Annotated in this window: 16 protein-coding genes; 9 read left to right on the top strand and 7 right to left on the bottom strand. The window is 62.4% G+C overall.

The window, feature by feature from the left end; genetic code table 11:
- Positions 1-98 precede the first annotated feature (98 nt).
- The 6 genes from VVD49_RS05220 to VVD49_RS05195 all read left to right on the top strand — a co-directional run bounded on the left by VVD49_RS05220 (position 99) and on the right by VVD49_RS05195 (position 7,120).
- Positions 99-1,505 (top strand): pectate lyase family protein, encoded by a 1,407-nt coding sequence (locus tag VVD49_RS05220; RefSeq protein ID WP_327598077.1) that lies wholly within the window; start codon positions 99-101, stop codon positions 1,503-1,505.
- Between the two features lie 218 nt (positions 1,506-1,723).
- Positions 1,724-2,641 (top strand): TIGR02285 family protein, encoded by a 918-nt coding sequence (locus tag VVD49_RS05215; protein WP_327598076.1) that lies wholly within the window; start codon positions 1,724-1,726, stop codon positions 2,639-2,641.
- Between the two features lie 180 nt (positions 2,642-2,821).
- Entirely contained in the window at positions 2,822-3,289 is a 468-nt protein-coding gene (locus VVD49_RS05210; RefSeq protein ID WP_327598075.1) for a GtrA family protein, read from the top strand.
- A gap of 49 nt (positions 3,290-3,338) precedes the next feature.
- On the top strand, positions 3,339-4,919 hold the full coding sequence (locus tag VVD49_RS05205) for an NAD(P)/FAD-dependent oxidoreductase (protein ID WP_327598074.1): 1,581 nt from the start codon (positions 3,339-3,341) through the stop codon (positions 4,917-4,919).
- A gap of 4 nt (positions 4,920-4,923) precedes the next feature.
- On the top strand, positions 4,924-6,723 hold the full coding sequence (locus tag VVD49_RS05200) for a hypothetical protein (RefSeq protein WP_327598073.1): 1,800 nt from the start codon (positions 4,924-4,926) through the stop codon (positions 6,721-6,723).
- An 82-nt stretch (positions 6,724-6,805) separates the two neighbouring features.
- A complete protein-coding gene (locus tag VVD49_RS05195) occupies positions 6,806-7,120 on the top strand; it encodes a hypothetical protein (RefSeq protein ID WP_327598072.1) in 315 nt (104 codons plus the stop codon).
- Positions 7,121-7,139: 19 nt separating this feature from the next.
- Here the strand turns inward: VVD49_RS05195 and VVD49_RS05190 are convergent, their stop codons facing one another.
- Complete coding sequence (locus tag VVD49_RS05190) at positions 7,140-8,117, bottom strand: hypothetical protein (protein WP_327598071.1); 978 nt, start codon at positions 8,115-8,117, stop codon at positions 7,140-7,142.
- A complete protein-coding gene (locus tag VVD49_RS05185) occupies positions 8,114-9,397 on the bottom strand; it encodes a TIGR03862 family flavoprotein (RefSeq protein ID WP_327598070.1) in 1,284 nt (427 codons plus the stop codon). The genes VVD49_RS05190 and VVD49_RS05185 overlap by 4 nt, the downstream gene beginning before the upstream one ends.
- A 281-nt stretch (positions 9,398-9,678) precedes the next feature.
- Here VVD49_RS05185 and VVD49_RS05180 point away from each other — a divergent pair, with 281 nt between their 5' ends.
- The gene (locus VVD49_RS05180) at positions 9,679-10,707 is read left to right on the top strand and encodes an acyltransferase family protein (RefSeq protein WP_327598069.1); all 1,029 of its coding nucleotides are present in this window, start codon (positions 9,679-9,681) and stop codon (positions 10,705-10,707) included.
- A 28-nt stretch (positions 10,708-10,735) separates the two neighbouring features.
- Here VVD49_RS05180 and VVD49_RS05175 read toward each other — a convergent pair whose 3' ends face one another.
- Together VVD49_RS05175 and VVD49_RS05170 are read right to left on the bottom strand one after the other, a co-directional pair.
- Positions 10,736-11,179 (bottom strand): hypothetical protein, encoded by a 444-nt coding sequence (locus tag VVD49_RS05175; protein ID WP_327598068.1) that lies wholly within the window; start codon positions 11,177-11,179, stop codon positions 10,736-10,738.
- Between the two features lie 70 nt (positions 11,180-11,249).
- On the bottom strand, positions 11,250-12,566 hold the full coding sequence (locus VVD49_RS05170) for an Nramp family divalent metal transporter (protein WP_327598067.1): 1,317 nt from the start codon (positions 12,564-12,566) through the stop codon (positions 11,250-11,252).
- A 227-nt stretch (positions 12,567-12,793) separates the two neighbouring features.
- Between VVD49_RS05170 and VVD49_RS05165 the strand changes: the two genes are divergently transcribed.
- The gene (locus VVD49_RS05165; protein WP_327598066.1) at positions 12,794-13,456 is read left to right on the top strand and encodes a glutathione S-transferase; all 663 of its coding nucleotides are present in this window, start codon (positions 12,794-12,796) and stop codon (positions 13,454-13,456) included.
- Positions 13,457-13,562: 106 nt separating this feature from the next.
- Here the strand turns inward: VVD49_RS05165 and VVD49_RS05160 are convergent, their stop codons facing one another.
- Both VVD49_RS05160 and VVD49_RS05155 read right to left on the bottom strand, forming a co-directional pair.
- Entirely contained in the window at positions 13,563-14,006 is a 444-nt protein-coding gene (locus VVD49_RS05160; protein ID WP_327598065.1) for an HU family DNA-binding protein, read from the bottom strand.
- 204 nt (positions 14,007-14,210) lie between these two features.
- Positions 14,211-14,927, bottom strand: coding sequence for a class I SAM-dependent methyltransferase (locus tag VVD49_RS05155; protein WP_327598064.1), 717 nt, complete (start codon positions 14,925-14,927; stop codon positions 14,211-14,213).
- Positions 14,928-15,146: 219 nt separating this feature from the next.
- On the opposite strand from VVD49_RS05155, the gene VVD49_RS05150 reads away from it, so the two are divergent.
- The gene (locus VVD49_RS05150; RefSeq protein WP_327598063.1) at positions 15,147-17,045 is read left to right on the top strand and encodes a glycosyl hydrolase family 28 protein; all 1,899 of its coding nucleotides are present in this window, start codon (positions 15,147-15,149) and stop codon (positions 17,043-17,045) included.
- Positions 17,046-17,196: 151 nt separating this feature from the next.
- On the opposite strand, the gene VVD49_RS05145 is transcribed toward VVD49_RS05150, so the two are convergent.
- Positions 17,197-17,577, bottom strand: a complete 381-nt coding sequence (locus tag VVD49_RS05145) for a hypothetical protein (protein WP_327598062.1) — start codon at positions 17,575-17,577, stop codon at positions 17,197-17,199.
- Between the last annotated feature and the right edge of the window lie 31 nt (positions 17,578-17,608).

Below are 17,608 nucleotides of genomic sequence, written 5' to 3'. Positions count from 1 at the left end.
GGCGTATGCGCCAGCGTTGCGCAACGTCTTCTGCAAGGACACGTCCTGCCTCGCCCATCGTTGGTAGTCCAGGCAATACAAAAAAGGAGAGTGGTTACATGTCTATGGTCAGCACCCGTCTCAAACCCCTTGTCGCACTGACAGCACTCGCGCTGCTATCACCCCTGGCGCACGCCATTCCGTCCTTCCCTGGTGCCGAAGGGTTCGGCGCGGAGACCATCGGCGGGCGCGGCGGCAAGGTGATCAAGGTCACCAATCTGAATGACTCGGGCGAGGGCAGCCTCCGCGCTGCCGTAGAGGCCGAAGGCCCCCGCACGGTGATATTCGGCACGAGCGGTACGATCCAGCTCAAGTCGCCCCTGATCATCAAGAACCCGAACATCACGATCGCCGGGCAAACCGCGCCAGGCGGCGGCATCACCTTGCGTGACTACACCTTGCACATCGATGCGCAAGAAGTGATCGTGCGCTACATCCGCTCACGCCTGGGCAATGTCAGCAAGGTGGAGGACGACGCCATCAGCATTCGCGACGGCGCTCGCAATGTCATCCTCGACCACGTCTCGGCCAGCTGGTCTACCGATGAGGCTTTGTCGCCTTCAGGCGATATCAAGAACATCACGATCCAGTGGAGCCTGATTGCCGAAAGCCTGAACAAGAGCGTGCACCTCAAGGGCGCGCACGGGTACGGCAGCCTGTTGCGCGCAACCGGTGGCGTTTCGCTGCATCACAATGTGTGGGCCTATCACCGCGGCCGCAACCCGCGCTTTGGCGACAATTACGGCAAGAACGGCGACCCCGCCGTCTTCGATTTCCGCAACAACATCGTCAGCTCATGGGGCGACTACGCGTCCGGCACGAACGACGGCAACATCCGCATCAACTACGTGGATAACCTCGTGCGTCCCGGCAAGTTCAGCACCAAGATCGAGCCGATCGTCATGACGGACAAGGGCGGCGACAACACCCAGATCTATGTGAAGGGCAATGTCGTGCCGGGCAATGCCGGCTGGACAGCCGACAATGCAAAAATGATTGCCTGGGGCGCGCCCCCGAAAGAGCTGTCGAAAGAGCCCGGCAAGTTCAAGCTCGTGAGCGCACCATTCGACGCCCCGAAAATCACGACCTGGCCTGCCAGTGAGCTGATGGTGCGCGTGCTCGACAATGTCGGCGCGAACTACCCATGGCGCGACGCGGTGGACGAACGCATCATCACCCAGATCGCCGAGAACGGCGGCAAGCTGGTCGACTCGCAGGAAGAAGTGGGGAGCTGGCCTGCCGTACCGAATGGCACGGCTCCGCTCGACAGCGACGGCGACGGCATTCCCGACGCCTGGGAACAGGCGCACGGCCTCAATGCCAAGGATGCTGGCGATGGCGCCAAGCCGGCCAAGGACAAGAGTGGCTACACCAATCTCGAGCGCTACCTGAACGGTCTGGTCGCAGCAGCCCCCGCCGTGGAAGAAGAAAAGCCGGTCAAGGGCAAGAAGAAAACCAGGGATTGATCTTCGGCTTCAAGCTGACTGACAAAGGCCATCGGTGCGAACCGGTGGCCTTTTCTTTTGCCGCGCCGGTACTTTCCACACACTGCAAACATCCCGGCGCGCAATGTGTCACGCACGCAGATAAAGCCGATGCCGCAATGACCGATATTGAAGAATGGTCATGGCGATCGCCGCGACACAGGTCCGCAATGGCGTGGACCCGACACTGAATGGCAGGCATGCGCATATCCGGTACAAGCTGCTCCCTCCGCCACCTGCTGCTTGCGCTTTGCGTCGCGGGCAGTGGGCTGCAAGCGGCCGAACCGAAGCCGGGCAATCTGGCCACCTGGTGCCAGTTCGACCTGCCGCCGATGTACATCGTCGACGGGCCGGATGCGGGCAAGGGCTCGGTCGACACGCAGGCGCAGTTCCTGATGCGGCACATGCCCGAGTATCAGCACCAATCGCAGTTCTCGAATATCCGCCGCGTCAGCGAGCAGATGCGGAATCGCGAGCACATCGTCTGTGCCGGCATGCAGAAAAATGCCGAGCGCGAGACCTACATGCACTTCTCGCTGCCCTTCCTTGGCGCTTTGCCACCCACGCTCGTACTGGCGCAGCGGAATCTCGACCGACTGCGCCCCTATCTCAATGCGGCGGGCGAGGTTCGCCTCAGTGCCCTGATTGAGGGCAGCCCGCTGATCCTGGGCATCGCCTTTGGCCGCTCTTACGGGCGCAACATCGACGCAGTCATGGCTGCATACAAGGACCGGCCGAACATCATGGTGCGCCCCTCCGGCCAGGATCTGACCGAAGGCCTGATCAAGATGATGTCGCTCAGGCGCATCGACTACACCATCGTCTACGGCAGCGAGTTGCAGGTCTATTCCAACGCCTTGTCCGGGCCCGAGAATGAAATCGTCTCCCTGCCCATCGAGGGGCTGCCGCATTTCATCCCTGTATACATCACGGCACCTGCGGACGAATGGGGCCGCGTCTTCATAGAACGCATCAATCAACTATTGCGCATCTACTGGAACGACAGCGAATTCCGCGCCAACGCCTTCCTCGGCCAGACGCCGGCCCAGCGTGAGACCAGCCGCGCCATCCTGCGTGAGTTGAACCCGAACCCTGGCAACCACCGTAGCCGGCCATGAGCCCCGCCCGCGACTTTTGCCGCAGTGCGGGCGGGCAAAAACTTCATATAAAGTATAGTTCCCGGCCGAAGCATGGCCCGAACCCGACCCGGCGTCTGGCCTGCTCAAGATCAAACCACTGATCAAGACGTAAGCGACGCAGATCGCGACACGTATACGGCGGATACAGGAGACAGTTGCATGGAACCCGGGTCACTCCCACTTTCAACGGCGGCGACATCGCACGCGCCAGCGTCCGCTTTGTCGCCCGTCGATTCGCGCGCACGTCTGCTCGCCATTGCCACCGCCTTCATCAAATACGTGGTGGTCGGCGGCGCGGCTTTCGTTGTCGACTTTGGCCTGTTCTCGCTGTGCATCAGCGGCGGGATGCATTACCTCATCGCCGTCACGCTCGGCTTCTGCGCCGGACTCATCACCAACTACATGCTGTGCGTGCTGTGGGTATGGCGCGGCACGCAGGCCCGTACGTTGCGCGATATTGCCGTATTCACGCTGGTCGGACTGGGCGGGCTGGCCTTGACCTGGCTGGGCATGTGGATCTGCGTCGAACTGCTGCATTGGCCTGAACGGCCGAGCAAGGTCCTGCTCGCGGCGGCCGTACTCGTATGGAATTTTTCGCTACGCCGCCTGTTCGTGTTCTTCCGTTGATTTCTCCGCCGATGTTCCCGCCACTCCCGACCTCTTCCAGAAGCCTCCCATGAGCAAAACTGCCCTGATCATCGGCGCCGGCCCCGCAGGCCTGACCGCTGCCTTCGAAATCCTGTCGCAGAAGACAGGCATCCAGCCCATCGTACTGGAGGCCACGGATCGCATCGGCGGCATATCCTGCACCATCGAGCACAATGGCAATCGCATAGACATCGGCGGGCATCGCTTCTTCTCGAAGAGCGACACGGTGATGGACTGGTGGGCCGCGCGCATGCCGCTGCAAGGCTCGCCATCGAGCGACGACATCATCCTCGGCAGCAAGAAACCGTGGGCGGCTGGCGGCCCGGACCCGCAGAAGGTGGATCGCGTGATGCTGATCCGCGAACGCATCTCGCGCATCTTCTACCTGCGCAAGTTCTTCGACTATCCGATCTCCATGAAGCTGGAGACCGTGACCAATCTCGGCATCTTCCGCACGGCCTGGGCGGGTCTGGGTTACGTGGCGTCGCAGATGTTCAAGCGCAAGGACGAGTCTTCGCTCGAAGACTTCCTCGTCAATCGTTTCGGCGTGCCGCTGTATCGCATGTTCTTCGAGGACTACACGGAGAAAGTGTGGGGCGCACACCCACGTCGTATCTCGGCAGCCTGGGGCGCGCAACGCATCAAGGGTCTGTCGCTCTCCAAGGCCGTCTTCTCCGCACTGAAGAAGATGCTGCCGGGCAAGAAGGACACGGACCTGCGCCAGAAGAAAACCGAGACCTCGCTGATCGAGCAGTTCTTCTATCCCAAGCTCGGCCCAGGCCAGCTGTGGGAATTCGTTGCCGATGATGTGCGCAAGATGGGTGGCGATATCCGCATGCGCCACAAGGTGATCGGCATCCATATCGAGAACGGCCGCGTCGCTGCCGTGACGGCCGAGTGCGATGGCGTGCAGACGCGCATCGAATGCGATTACTGTTTCTCGACGATGCCGATCAAGGATTTCGTCGCCGCCGCGCAAGGCGACACCGTACCCGAAGATGTCAAACGCATCGCTCGCGATCTGCCGTATCGCGACTTCATGACCGTCGGTGTGCTGGCCAATAAACTGAAGATCCGCAACACGACGAACATCAAGACCGTCGGCAACATCGTGCCCGACACCTGGATCTACATCCAGGAGCGTGACGTGAAGCTGTGTCGCCTGCAGATCTTCAACAACTGGTCGCCCTACATGGTGAAAGACCCGGTGAACACCACCTGGGTCGGCCTCGAGTACATGTGCGACGAGAAGGACGACATCTGGAAGATGAGCGATGCGGACTTCATCGAGTTCGCCGTCAAGGAACTGGTGAAGATCGACATCGTCGACCGCGCCGACATCCTCGACACCTGCCGCATCCGCATCGAGAAAGCCTACCCGGCCTACTTCGGCACCTACGACGAGTTCGATACCGTGAAAGCGTATCTGGATTCCGTCGACAACCTGTTCTGTATCGGCCGCAACGGTCAGCATCGCTACAACAACCAGGATCACTCGATGCTCACCGCGATCGAATCGGTGCGCTGCATGATAGATCCGGGCGTGCCGCGCTCGACGCTCTGGTCGATCAATACCGAGCAGGAGTATCACGAGACCAAGAAGAGCTGAGCGCGTGAAGCCTTCTTCTGCTGGTTCCGCGCTGTGCAAGCTGCTGTCGCATCGCGCCTGCCGTTTCCTGGTGTGCGCGCTGATCAGCTGGCTCGCCGTCAGTGCCGCGCTGTGGCTCGTGTGGCCACAGCTCACGGCGCACGGCCAGGTCACCAACGGGTCGAGTGGCGCCGTCTCCTTGCCGTGGAAATTCCCCACGGTCGGCGCGGGCAACCGCCTGGCTGTCAGCCTCAACTCGAACTGGCTGACGCCACAAGTCTGGCGCATCACACCTGACGACAATCTGCGCGACATCAGCGTCAACGGCAAGGCCGTTGCCCTCGACGGCGTGCGCCCCGGTGGTCTGCAGGACTACACCAACGGCTTCGAGATTGATCTTGGCGCGTACTTCGTCAGCGGCCGCAATGAGGTCGTCTTCAATGTCGACAATGGCGGCGGTGATGGCGGGCTGGACATGCGCCCCGTGCTCGGCACGGCGCGCTGGACACTGATCGGGCTGGGCTTTCTGCCGCTCCTGCTCGGCTTGTGCCAAATGTTCCGCCTGCGCGGCACGCAGACCGCCATCCTGTGTCTGGCCCTTGTTGCCCTGTGCTGCTACTGGGCGGCAACCCCCTGGAATGTGCGCACCCACGATGTCGGCAATGGTGACGGCCATTTCGATTACATCGTCTATGTCGCTACGCGGCTGGCATTGCCCAATCCGATGGAAGGCTGGACCTTCTATCACCCACCCATCTATTACATGCTCGGTGCCGTCGTGTGGCGCTGGGCACAGTGGCTGTCGCTCCCTGCCGCGGAGAGCGTGCAGGCCTTGTCGCTCGCCTTGTGGCTGGTTTTCCTGACGGCCTCGGCGGGTACCCTGCGCATGATGCTGCGCCAGCGTCATGGCGCGCTCATCCTGACCACGTTCGCGGTGGCCTTCTGGCCCTCGGGCATCATCCACGCCCTGCGCATCGGCAATGATGGCGCGCTGTATGCCACGGCCGCCGTAGCCGCCTGGTTCATGCTGCGCTGGTGGCAAGCGCGGCAACGTGCTGACCTGTGGGCGTTCTCCGCTGTCGTCGCGTTGTCCTTGTTGTGCAAGAGCAATGCCACGGTCCTGCTGGGCGCCGGGGGCTTGCTGGTGTTGTCGACGCTGGTGTCGGCGCTGTGGCGTCGCAAGGCCCGGAAGAGCAAACGGGCCCTGCTCGACCTCGTCATCTTCTCCGGCGTTGCTGGCTGCGGGCTCGCATTGAGCTTCGCGGTGCGCATCTACTACTACCTGCAAGGCCAGATCACCAACTGGCTGATCGCCAACGTCAGTGGTCTCAACAGCGGCCTTGCAGTACCGGTCGACGTCAAGAGTTTCCTGCCGCTCGATATTCCGACCTTCCTCACCGTGCCGTGGATCAATGTCGGTGACGATGCCAGCGGTCGCGGCAATTTCTGGAACTACCTGTTGCGTTCGTCCATCAGTGGCGAATTTCCCTTCCCGGGGACACTGCACCGCGTACTCGCCATCCTGTTCGGTATCGCCGTGCTGGGCCTGTTCATTCTGGCCATCAGGCGCCTGTTCAGTGGCGCGGGTTCGCGTACGCGCAGTGGCCTGTACCGCTATCGCCCGTGGTTGCTGTTATCGCTACTCTGGATCGCCAGCGTGGCTGCCCTGCGCATCCAGGTACCGTTCGCCTGCAGCAATGACTTCCGTTACGTGCTGCCCATCATCGTGCCGGCGGCGCTCTACTGGGTCGGCTGCGGGCGTCTGGCCAGGCTGCTGATGTTCAGCATCGTGCCGCTGTCGGCCATCTTCTTCCTCAGCCTGTAGCCACTCGCTACGCCCCATGCACCGGACTCCGAAGAATGAGTCCGGTATTCTGGCAATCATCAAGTTGGCGGAGATTTCGCACATGAACAGCCTGTTCCCGAAAGTTCTGCTTGTCGTTTCCTGCTGCATTTTCACGAATGGCGTCATTGCCGAAAGTGACAATGCAATGGCAAGAGTGACGGCCTGGGAGAATGGCCAGCAAAGTCAGAGCTTCGAGGTTTCCGCCAAGGGCGTGTATTCCGCGAAGTGTGTCGAATCGACGGGAAGCAGGAAGGTGGTCATCACCGTCGAGAAGAACAAGGACCAGGCCTATTCATGCGGCGACTCGAAGGTCGTGATCAGGTTTGAACCCTCGAAGAAAATCGTCATCGCGGACAAGGTGACGATCCAGAAGTAGTACGGCAACGGGCCAAGGATCACGCAAGCGCGACGTCAGGAGCGAGCGCCCGCGACTCGCGATCATGCAGCTCGACCACCGCACGCAGCTCTGCGTGGATGAACTCCGGGCCGATGTTCTCGAGATAGGTACAGGCTGCGTACGCCGAAGCCCGTGCTTCGTACTCGCTGACCCATTCAGCCCGCTCCGCCATGCGTTCCGGGTTGATGGGCCACACACCGGGCCGTGGCCGCATGTGACTGGCGATACCGATGCGCCATGGCTTCGCCGTCAGTCGCGCCCTGAAGCATCGCTGGTTGATGCACATGCGCACGTAGATCGGGTCGGCACGCACGACATTGAAAAAGTCCTGCACTTCCTCGGTCACCGCTTCGAATGCTTGATGCGTGGCGAGCAGGCGATAGCCGGCCGGCGTGCGATACAGGCGCACGCTCCACGTCGGGCGACTCTTCACGAATGCCACGATGCGCGTATAGGCCAGCTGTTCGGCCCCGCCTTGTGCGTCCAGCATCAGGCGCTGGACGAGCACCGCGGCCGGGTAGGCAAGCAGGAACGAGACGAAGGTGAGGCCCAGCGCGAGCCCCCAGCTGCCGTCGCCGAAACCCGCAAGGCCACACACCTCGAGCACTGCGAAGATCAGCAGCACAAGCTTGAAATCAGTGCTGCGCTTGAAGTCGACATCTGCGAACAGGGCGCGTGGCGAATTGAGGCAATGCGCGCCGTATGCATTTCGGGTGATGACTTCTTCGCCGTGGCGTGACAGTACCTCCTCGCGAATGGGCACACCGTCGGCACCGTTGTAGGCCAGCTTGCGTTCGCTGCGCGCGAGCTTCTCGCCCGAGACCAGTCTTTGCAGCGCATCGTCGGCGCGATGCGCAGCCATGCTGAGCGCGTCGGCCTCATCAAGCATCGACCAGCCGAAGCGTCGCACGGTGATCTGCCGGTCCGGCGTCTTGTGTTGTCGCCGGGCTTCCGCCCAGTAGTCGGGAACGATCATTTCCGCAGGCCGGCGCGTTGCATGAAATCGAGCACGCCTTCACCTGCACGCCGTGCACTCGCGAAGCAGGCAGTCAGCAGATAGCCGCCGGTGGGCGCTTCCCAGTCGAGCATCTCGCCGGCACAGAACACGCCCGGCAAGGCCGTGAGCATCAGCTGCTCATCGAGCGCTTCGAAGCGCACGCCGCCTGCCGTGCTGATGACTTCATCCAGCGGACGTGGAGCCAGCAGCTTTACGGGGAGGGCCTTGATGCCCGCTGCGAGCTTGCCCGCATCGGCGAAATCTTCCGTCGGCAGACATTCGCGCAGCAACGCCATCTTCACGCCCTTGATCCCGACCCGGCTCTGCAGGTGACTGGACATCGAGCGCGAACCGCGCGGGTGGTCCACTTCGGCCATGACACGGGCGAGCGCCTTGCCCGGCGCGAGGTCGAGAAACAGGGTCGCCTGGCCTTGCTCGTTGATCTGCTCGCGCAGCAGCGCAGAAAGGGCATAGATGAGCCCGCCTTCGACGCCGTTTTCCGTGACGACAAACTCGCCCTGTCGCGTGTGCGTATAGCCATGTGCATCAATGCAGCTGGCCGTCACGGCCTTCACCGCTTCGCCGGCAAAGCGCTCGCGCAAGTGCTCGCTCCAGCCCGCATCGAAACCACAGTTGGCCGCTTGCAACGCGGCGATGTCTACACCGTGCTGCTGCAGCCAGGGCAGCCATGCACCGTCTGAACCGAGACGTGCCCAGCTTGCGCCGCCGAGCGCGAGCACGACGGCATCCGCTTCGATCGTGCGTACGCCCTCGGGCGTTGCAAAGCCGAGCGTGTAACGGCGCCCCGCCGCACTTTGCCGTGCCTCGATGTCACCTTGCCAGCGATGCCGCACGTGGATCACCACGCCAGCTTCGCGCAGTCGATGCAGCCAGGCGCGCAGCAGCGGGGCCGCTTTCATGTCCGTCGGGAAGACGCGGCCGGATGAGCCGACAAAGGTGTCGATGCCCAGCGCATGAATCCAGTCACGCAATTGCTGCGGGCCGAAGGCCTGGATGAGCGGGGCGAGCTGCGCACGACGCTCCGCATAGCGCGCCACAAAGGCCTCGATGGGCTCCGAGTGGGTGATGTTCATGCCGCCCTTGCCGGCCATGAGGAACTTGCGCCCCACCGAGGGCATGGCATCGAACAGCTCGACCTGCATGCCACGCGCTGCGATGACTTCGGCGGCCATGAGGCCGGCAGGGCCGCCACCGATGACGGCGACGCAGGGCTGGGTATGAGCGCTTGAGGAGGACACGGTGGGGGCGGGAAGCGGGCTTGGCGACGAAGTGCGTGGATTAGACCAGAGAGCGCTACTGGCGGAAACAAGGGCCGGGATACACGGGAACACCGGTGGAGCCCTTTGCACTCATGCCACCGCAAGCAGAGGCGACGAAATGTCACGAAGTGTTACGTAGTAGACGTGTCACACGCACCTGCTTGGCTTGCGTTACAACTACGGGCTAACCCGCATGGTAGGCTTCGGCCCTTTCTTTCAATGCAAGGCCGGGAAGTGATCGTTAGCAAGGGAGACGCGGCGTGAGTTCGGATCGCATGCCGCTCGTGGATAGCCTCAAGGCGCTGAGTTCGCAGCTGATCGTGCTGCACCACCTGGCGTTCTATGGGCCCATGTCCGACGCGGCGCATCTTCTCATGCCCTCGCTGATCGACTGGCTGTACGACCACGCCCGTGCCGCGGTACAGGTGTTCCTGGTCATCGGCGGCTTTCTCGCCGCACGTGGCCTCGCGCCGGATGGCAAGTCTCGCGTGGTGCGCCCGTTGCGCCTGATCCTGCGTCGCTATCGTCGCCTCGCCTTGCCGTATTTCTTCGCGCTGCTGGTCTGTATCGTCATGGCCGCGCTGGTTCGCCCCTGGCTGCATGACGGCTCGGTACCGCATAGCCCGGTGCTGGCGCAGCTCGGCGCGCATGCCTTGTTGCTGCATGACGTCCTCGGTCACGAAGCCTTGTCTGCCGGCGTGTGGTACGTCGCCATCGACTTCCAGCTGTTCGCGCTCTTTGTCTTCATCCTGTGGGGCTCAGCGCTATTGGCACGGCGCTCACCGCTTCTGAGCAACGTCGCGCTGTGGCTGGTCGGCTCGCTGGCGCTGGCCTCACTGTTCTACTTCAACCGTCATGAGTCCTGGGATTCCTGGGCGCTGTATTTCTTCGGCGCCTACGCGCTGGGCGCTTTCGCCTGGTGGGCCTCCGATGAGGACAGCCCGCCCGCCATGCTGGGCATCGTGGCATTGCTGACGGGGGCGGCGCTGGTGGTGGAATACCGCGAGCGCATCCTCGTCGCGCTGGTGGTGGCGCTATTGCTGGGTACGGCGCGACGCACCGGCAAGCTGGCCCACTGGCAGACACCCCGGCCGCTGCTGCAACTGGGCCAGATGTCCTACTCCGTGTTCCTGATCCACTTCCCGGTGTGTCTGCTCATCAACGCGCTATGGACGCACTACCTGCCGGCCGATCCGCTGCTGGGCCTGTTCGGCATGATCGTCGCGTGGGGCGCCAGCATGCTGGCTGGCTCGGCGATGTACCGCTGGGTCGAAAGCCGTATTGCCTGACCAGGCCCTGCCTCGCTGACGCGCAGGTCTAGGGCATCAGCAGCATCGGCAGCCGCGTCACATCCATGTAGCGGAGCACATTGGCCGAGCCCTGCGTAACCGCCGGGTTGGCCACCAGCGAGTCGCCGATGAGCTGCGCCAGTTGCTGGAAGGCCTGCTGCATGGCGGTTGGCCCCTCACTGCGCAAGGCTGCGCCCGCCTGGCTACGACAGCTATCAAATACCAGACGCTGGATCAGCTGCCCCGCTGTGCGATCAATCTCCTGCCTCAGCTCGGGCGTGACCGTCGCGAGCCCGGCCACATCCGGATGCAGGGCTGCATTGGCGAACATCCAGCGCATCAGATCCGTCCGGTCTTTTTGCGATGCGTGGTCGAGCAGACACCTGCCCATGGCATCGGCATAAGGGCCGGCGCTGGCCGGCTGGGTCCACAAGACAAGCGATGCGGTCAGGGCGAGGAGGAGTTTGTGCATGAGCGTGCTCCGGCTGATCGGAACAGCCATTGTGCCACCGCGCGACTGCCGGCGTGGTGCGCCCCGCTACTCAGGCAAAGGTCGCGTACAACAACCAGACATTGGCTGCGGTAACCGTTGCGAAGATGGCCCACGCACAGAGTTTCGTCAGCGCATCATTGCGGAACTCCCCCATCAGGCCGCGATCACTGGTGAATCGGATCAAGGGGTAGATCGCGAAGGGCAGCTGGAAACTCAGGACCACCTGACTCAGCACCAGCAGCTTGCCGACCGCCGCATCACCCAGCCAGGCGGCACCCACGAAAGCCGGTACGAGCGCCAGGCCACGCGTAATGAGGCGGCGCTGCCAGCAGGGAATCTTCAGGTCGAGAAAGCCTTCCATGATCACCTGACCGGCGATGGTGCCGGTGAAGGTCGCGCTCTGTCCTGCCGCCAGCAAGGCAATGCCGAACAGGGTGGCCGCCATGGCGCTGCCCACGATGGGGTTGAGCAACTGGTAGGCATCTTCGATCGACGCTACATCGTGCCGCCCCGTCGCATGGAAAGCGCTCGCGGCAAGCACGAGGATCGCCGCATTGACCATCAACGCCAGCGACAGCGAGCCTATGGTGTCGATCTTGCACATGCGGATGGCGAGCCGCTTCGATGGCAGATCGGGTGCAACCAGCCGTGTCTGCACGATGGACGAGTGCAGGTACAGGTTGTGCGGCATCACCGTGGCGCCGAGTATGCCGATGGCAAGATACAGCGCGTGATCCTGCCGCAGGGTATCCACGCGCGGCACGAAGCCCTGCAGCACGGCACGCCAGTCCGGCTGCACGAAGAACAGTTCGACCATGAAGCAGATGGCAATGGTCAGCACCAGCCCGAGAATGATGGCTTCGACACGACGGAACCCATTGCCCTTGAGCGCCAGCACAAGCAGCGTATCCAGCGCCGTGATGGCGATGCCGGTGGTCAGCGAACAGCCGAAGAGCAGATGCAGGGCCAGCGCACTGCCCAGCACCTCGGCCAGATCGCAGGCAATGATGGCAAGCTCGGCGAACACCCACAGCACGAAGTTCACGCGCGGGTCATAGCGCTCGCGACACAGGCGCGCCATGTCGCGTTGCGCGACGATGCCCAGACGTGAGCACAGGCATTGCAACAACATCGCCGCGACGCTGGAGAGCAACACCACGAACAACAGGCCAAAACCGAAGCGCGAGCCTGCTTCGATATCCGTCGCCCAGTTGCCGGGATCCATGTAGCCGACGGAAACGAGCAGGCCGGGGCCGGCGAAACGCAGCAGCGTTTTCCAGAAGGACGCACCTGCCGGCACGGCGATGCTGCCTTTGACCTCGGACGGGCAGAAAGGCGCGGTAGCGGTTTGCGGGAGTCTGAACATGGCAACAGTATGCAATGGAAGTGACGTGCTGCCGCAGGTCTTGCAGGTGCACGACTGATGCGTGCGGCAACTGGCTATCGCTTCGGTGAAGACATCGATCGCAACGCGTCGGCCGGGATGACGGAGATATGCGAGACGGTGATTGAAGCACCACGCACGGCATGCCATCGCTACAGAGTTGGCCGGCAGCACTATCATGCGTGCTCGACACCGCTCCGTCCTGATCCATGTCCCTGCCCATCCTCTATTCCTTCCGGCGTTGCCCCTATGCCATGCGCGCGCGCCTCGCGCTCAAAGTCTCGGGTATCGACGCCGAGCTGCGCGAAGTGGCCCTGCGCAGCAAGCCTGCGGAGATGCTGGCGGTGTCGCCGAAGGGAACGGTACCGGTGCTCGTACTGCCCGACGGCAAGGTGCTCGAGGAGAGCCTGGACATCATGCGCTGGGCGCTCGCCCAGTCCGATCCGCAGGGCTGGCTGGCGCAGGCAGAGCACGGCGCAGAATTGATTGCGCTCAATGACGGGCCGTTCAAACAACTGCTCGACCGCTACAAGTACGCCGACCGTTACCCGGAACGCTCCGCCGCGGGGTGGCGTGAGGCGGCAGTCGTCCTGCATATCGCACCGCTCGAAGCGCGCTTGCAACAGACCCGCTTCCTGCTCGGCGAAACGATCTCGCTGGCCGACATGGCCCTCATGCCTTTCGTGCGCCAGTTCGCAGCGGTGGACACCGCGTGGTTCGACGGCGATGCGGATGGCCTCGGCACGCATGCACCATTCCCGGCCGTGCGTGTCTGGCTGCAAGGGCTGGTCGATACCGGGCTATTTGCTGCAGTGATGCACAAGCTGCCGCCGTGGAAAGCGGACGACCCTGTCACGCTTTTTCTTGACTGAGGCAAAGCCAGGCGACCCCGTTGCCGTCATTCCCGCGAAAACAGGAACGACGAAATGAAAAAAGCCCGCTACGAAGCGGGCTTTTCTCTGGCGCAGTGCTGATCTATCAGACTGCTGCGTCCTTCAGCTTCTTCAGGGCACGTGCCTTGATACGCACCGAAGCTGGCTTCGGATCGAACCAACGCTCGACACCGGTGAACGGATCCTTGCCGAAGCGCTTCTTCTTCGCAGCGATCTGTTGCACGCCGATCTTCAGCAGACCTGGCAGTGTGAATTCGCCAGCGCCCTTCTTGTGGACGGAGCCGAGGATGGTTGCTTCGAGAGCGGCCAGAACTGCCTTGGCTGCCTTCGGCTCAACGCCAGCTTGCGTCGCGAGGTAAGTCGCCAGCGAAGCCTTGGTGAAACCTTCCTTGATCGGCTTCACTGCTGCGGGTGCAGCAGCGGCTGCCTTCGGTGCAGCTGCCTTCTTCGGTGCTGCTTTTGCTGGAGCCTTTGCCGGTGCCTTTGCAGCTACCTTCTTCGCAGCAGGCGCAGCTGCCTTCTTTGCCACAGGGGCTTTTACTGCCTTCTTTGCCGTTGCCATAAGTATCCAATCGAAAGAGAAAAGGGAACCGTCCTGTACGTCAGTGACGATGCGCTGATCGACAGAGCATGAATGATTCTAGCGGAGTGTTTGAAAATTGTCCGTGAATCTGCGCTGCAAATAGCAGCGGAAATACCGTCTTGTTGTGCCGTCTGTCGGCCATTCCGCTTTTCAGCCGCCCGCGCCAGCCACCGGCTTTATGCACACCGCATTGACGAGCGTCTCTTCGCGCTGCACGGGTACGCTGAAACCAAGCTTCTCCATGAGGCCCAGATCCTCACGGCTCCACCACAGATAAGGCAGATTGATACGCGCCGCCGGCAAGGTGAAGCCCGCGGCACGAATCAGCGCGATGTACTCCTCCGCCGTTTTCTGCACCTCCATCGGGTGACGGAAGAAAGTTCGGATCACCCAGGAGTGGATGTAACGCCTGGTCGACTCCGCGAACAGCAGCACTCCACCCGGCTTGAGCACACGGAAGAACTCCGCCATGGCCTGCTCCTGGTCGACGATGTGATGAAAGGTCTGGTGACAGAACACCATGTCGAAGGAGGCGTCGGCAAAAGGCATGCGCGCCGCATTGACCTCATGCAACGACACCTTGCACGCTGCGCGTTTCGCTGCGTCGCCCGCACGCGCGAGCAGCTCCGGGTCAGCATCGGTGGCAACGATTTCGTCAGGGTCGAAGCGCTCGGCAAGCTGCGCGAAGGAGTGCCCGAAGCCGCAACCCACGTCGAGAATGCGCGGATAGCGCGACACGTCGGCCGGCATCAACGGTTGCAGCAGGCTCAGCGCGCGCGCGATGACGTGCTTCTTCCAGATGTACGAGTTGATGAACCAGTTGCCGAAGCGGGTCTCTTCGATAAAGGGCAGAAGCGGGGCATTCATCTGGAAAGGCGCGTCACACGTGAATTGAAAAATCTACAGGGCGAGGGCGGCGCCAAGAATAGCGCACGCGGGTGCTGCCCTGCAGCAGTACAGCCCTGCACAGGGATGATACAAAGCAGCCTCGCCGTCGTCTGCGAGACACATGAAATGCCGTCGAGAAGCCGGTACTCGCGCCGGCATGAAGCGCGCAGCACACTCACCCTTGCAAGGAGCAGACTGATGAGAGCACGGCCCGCCGCACGCAGCGCGATACCTGTCACCTTGACCGCTCTTCTGCTCATCAGTTCACTGGCGCATGCCAAAGGCGAAGGTGCGGCGCAAAGCACGGCACAGGTGCCGGCGCGCGTACAGGTGCTGCAACTGGCCAGTGAAGCTGACCGCATCGTGCTCGCCTGGAACAAGCCCGAGCAATATGCCGACGTGCGTGACTACAAGGTGTTCATGAACGGCAAGCTGCTCGGCAGTGCGTCGGACAATGCGCGTCGTCATTCGCCGGCCCAGGCTTACGTCGACAAGTTCTACGCTGCGGACACTCGCAAGGTGCACGTGCGCGTCAGCCCGCACAGCTTCACCGTCGACGGGCTCAAGCCCGCGACGACTTATCGCTTCACGGTGCGCGCGGTTCTCGCCGACGACAAACTCTCGGCCGCCAGCCCGGTCGTCACGGCACGCACCACAAGCTCGCCAAAGCTGTGCGACGTCGGCGCACGCGGTGCGCTCGGAGATGGCAGCACCCTCAATACCGCAGCCATCCAGGCCACCATCGACAACTGTGCAGCAGGCGGCACCGTGCGCATCCCCAAGGGCGTGTTCAAGAGCGGGGCGCTGTTCCTCAAGAGCAACATGACGCTGGAGTTGGCCGAGGGCGCCACCCTGCTCGGCTCGGAACGCGCGGAGGACTACCCGCTGGAACGTGGCTACAAGCTCTACGAATATTCCAGCACGCAGCGCCCGCCCTCGCTCATCAACGCGCTCGACGCAAGGAATCGCCACCTGGGTGCGTTCAGCAATATCCGCATCGTCGGCAAGGGCGTGATCGACGGCAATGGCTGGAAGCGCCACAGCGACGCCAGCCTCACGGACGACACCGGCTACGCATTGCCACAGTACATCGCGGGCACCAGCAAGAGCTCCACCAGCGACGGCATCCTCGCCGCTGCGCAGATGGAGCAGGCCCTCAAGGAAGGTTTGTCGGCGCTGGCCGCCTACAGCCAGCGCCGCTCCAGCCTGATCACCCTGCGCGGCGTCAGCAACCTGTATGTCGCTGGTGTCACCCTGCGTAACCCGGCCTTCCATGGCGTCATGGTGCTGGAATCGGAAAATGCCGCGGTGAACGGCGTGCGCGTCGAGACCTGGGACGTGAACAACGGTGACGGTGTCGAGTTCGGCAACAGCCAGTACGTCACGGTGATGAACAGCTTCTTCGACACGGGCGATGACTGCATCAACTTCGCCGCAGGCACCGGCGAGGAAGCCACCAGCCAACCACAGCAACAGTTCGGCTGGATCTTCAACAACTACTTCCGGCGTGGCCACGGTGCCGTCGTCATGGGCAGCCACACCGGCGCGTGGATCACCGACATCCTCGCCGAAGACAATGTGGTTCACCTCACCTGGACCGGGCTGCGCGGCAAGACCAATAACCTCAACGGCGGCGGTGCGCGTCGTGTCGTCTATCGCGACAACGCCCATCGCGACCTGCAACGCGAAGGCTTCGTGCTGAGCGCCGAATACAGCGACCCCAACCTGCTGCTCGACTACAAACCCGCCAGCCAGCCCGGCAAGTTCCAGGACATCCTCGTGCAGCACAACTCACTGGAATTCACCGATAGCTGGCAGCCCACGCCCATCAACCGCGATGGCCAGAAAGTAGTCGTCGCATTCAACCCGGTGCTCGTGCAAGGCGATGCGAAGAACAATGTCTTCCACGAGAACATCGTGTTCGACGACCTCCTTCTCATCAACGCCCCGCCGATCAAGATCGACGGCCTGCGCAACGGCCAGATCCGCGGCATCACCTTCCGCGACTACAAGACCGAAGGCATGCCGTGGAAGATCAGCAATGCGCCGGGGACGAAGATGCAGGATGTGAAGCTGGAGCCGGCGGAGAAAAAGTGAGTGCTGCTCGGCCAAGGCAGGCCGCCGCGTCAACGCCTGGAAAGGCCGCCTTGAACTGAAGGGTGGTCATGCGTGGCTGCCACACCCCGATGCATGGACTTACTTCGTCACTTCCACTACCAGCGCAGCTTCGCACCGCACTCTGACCCGGCTACTTGATGGTGAAGCGAGCGCTCGCGGCAGCTTTGCCAGGCAAGCTCACCGAGGCGAGCACCTTGGTGCCTGCCGAGACCTTGAAGCTGCCTTTTGCTTCGAGCTTGTCGCCAGCAGGCTTGAGTTCGACTTCCTGCTTGTCAGTGCCTGACAGCAGCGTGATACGTGCAGAGGCCCCATCGAGTTTCACGGGCTTGCCGTGATCACTGACATAGAGCTGCAGCGTGTCAGTCCTGGCGATCAACTCGTACTGCACCTCCTTCACTTCAACCACGATGCCGCCGTGCGCAGGTTTGTGATCGTGTTCGCCTGCGGCGAGTACGACTTCGGCGCCGAGCAATGAGAGCGTCGCCAGAGCGATTGCGATGCGGTGTTTCATGAGTGCTTCCTTTCAGACGTTGGGCAAGGGA

The organism is Uliginosibacterium silvisoli (genome assembly GCF_036017035.1).
GTDB classification, from domain to species: domain Bacteria; phylum Pseudomonadota; class Gammaproteobacteria; order Burkholderiales; family Rhodocyclaceae; genus Viridibacterium; species Viridibacterium silvisoli.
The sequence above is the reverse complement of the archived record's forward strand: the minus strand, read 5'-3'. Positions and strand labels throughout refer to the sequence as shown.

Coding starts and splice junctions, on each gene's coding strand:
- VVD49_RS05220 (WP_327598077.1), top strand. CDS start 99: ATGTCTATGGTCAGCACCCGTCTCAAACCCCTTGTCGCACTGACAGCA.
- VVD49_RS05215 (WP_327598076.1), top strand. CDS start 1,724: ATGCGCATATCCGGTACAAGCTGCTCCCTCCGCCACCTGCTGCTTGCG.
- VVD49_RS05210 (WP_327598075.1), top strand. CDS start 2,822: ATGGAACCCGGGTCACTCCCACTTTCAACGGCGGCGACATCGCACGCG.
- VVD49_RS05205 (WP_327598074.1), top strand. CDS start 3,339: ATGAGCAAAACTGCCCTGATCATCGGCGCCGGCCCCGCAGGCCTGACC.
- VVD49_RS05195 (WP_327598072.1), top strand. CDS start 6,806: ATGAACAGCCTGTTCCCGAAAGTTCTGCTTGTCGTTTCCTGCTGCATT.
- VVD49_RS05190 (WP_327598071.1), bottom strand. CDS start 8,117: ATGATCGTTCCCGACTACTGGGCGGAAGCCCGGCGACAACACAAGACG.
- VVD49_RS05175 (WP_327598068.1), bottom strand. CDS start 11,179: ATGCACAAACTCCTCCTCGCCCTGACCGCATCGCTTGTCTTGTGGACC.
- VVD49_RS05170 (WP_327598067.1), bottom strand. CDS start 12,566: ATGTTCAGACTCCCGCAAACCGCTACCGCGCCTTTCTGCCCGTCCGAG.
- VVD49_RS05165 (WP_327598066.1), top strand. CDS start 12,794: ATGTCCCTGCCCATCCTCTATTCCTTCCGGCGTTGCCCCTATGCCATG.
- VVD49_RS05155 (WP_327598064.1), bottom strand. CDS start 14,927: ATGAATGCCCCGCTTCTGCCCTTTATCGAAGAGACCCGCTTCGGCAAC.
- VVD49_RS05150 (WP_327598063.1), top strand. CDS start 15,147: ATGAGAGCACGGCCCGCCGCACGCAGCGCGATACCTGTCACCTTGACC.
- VVD49_RS05145 (WP_327598062.1), bottom strand. CDS start 17,577: ATGAAACACCGCATCGCAATCGCTCTGGCGACGCTCTCATTGCTCGGC.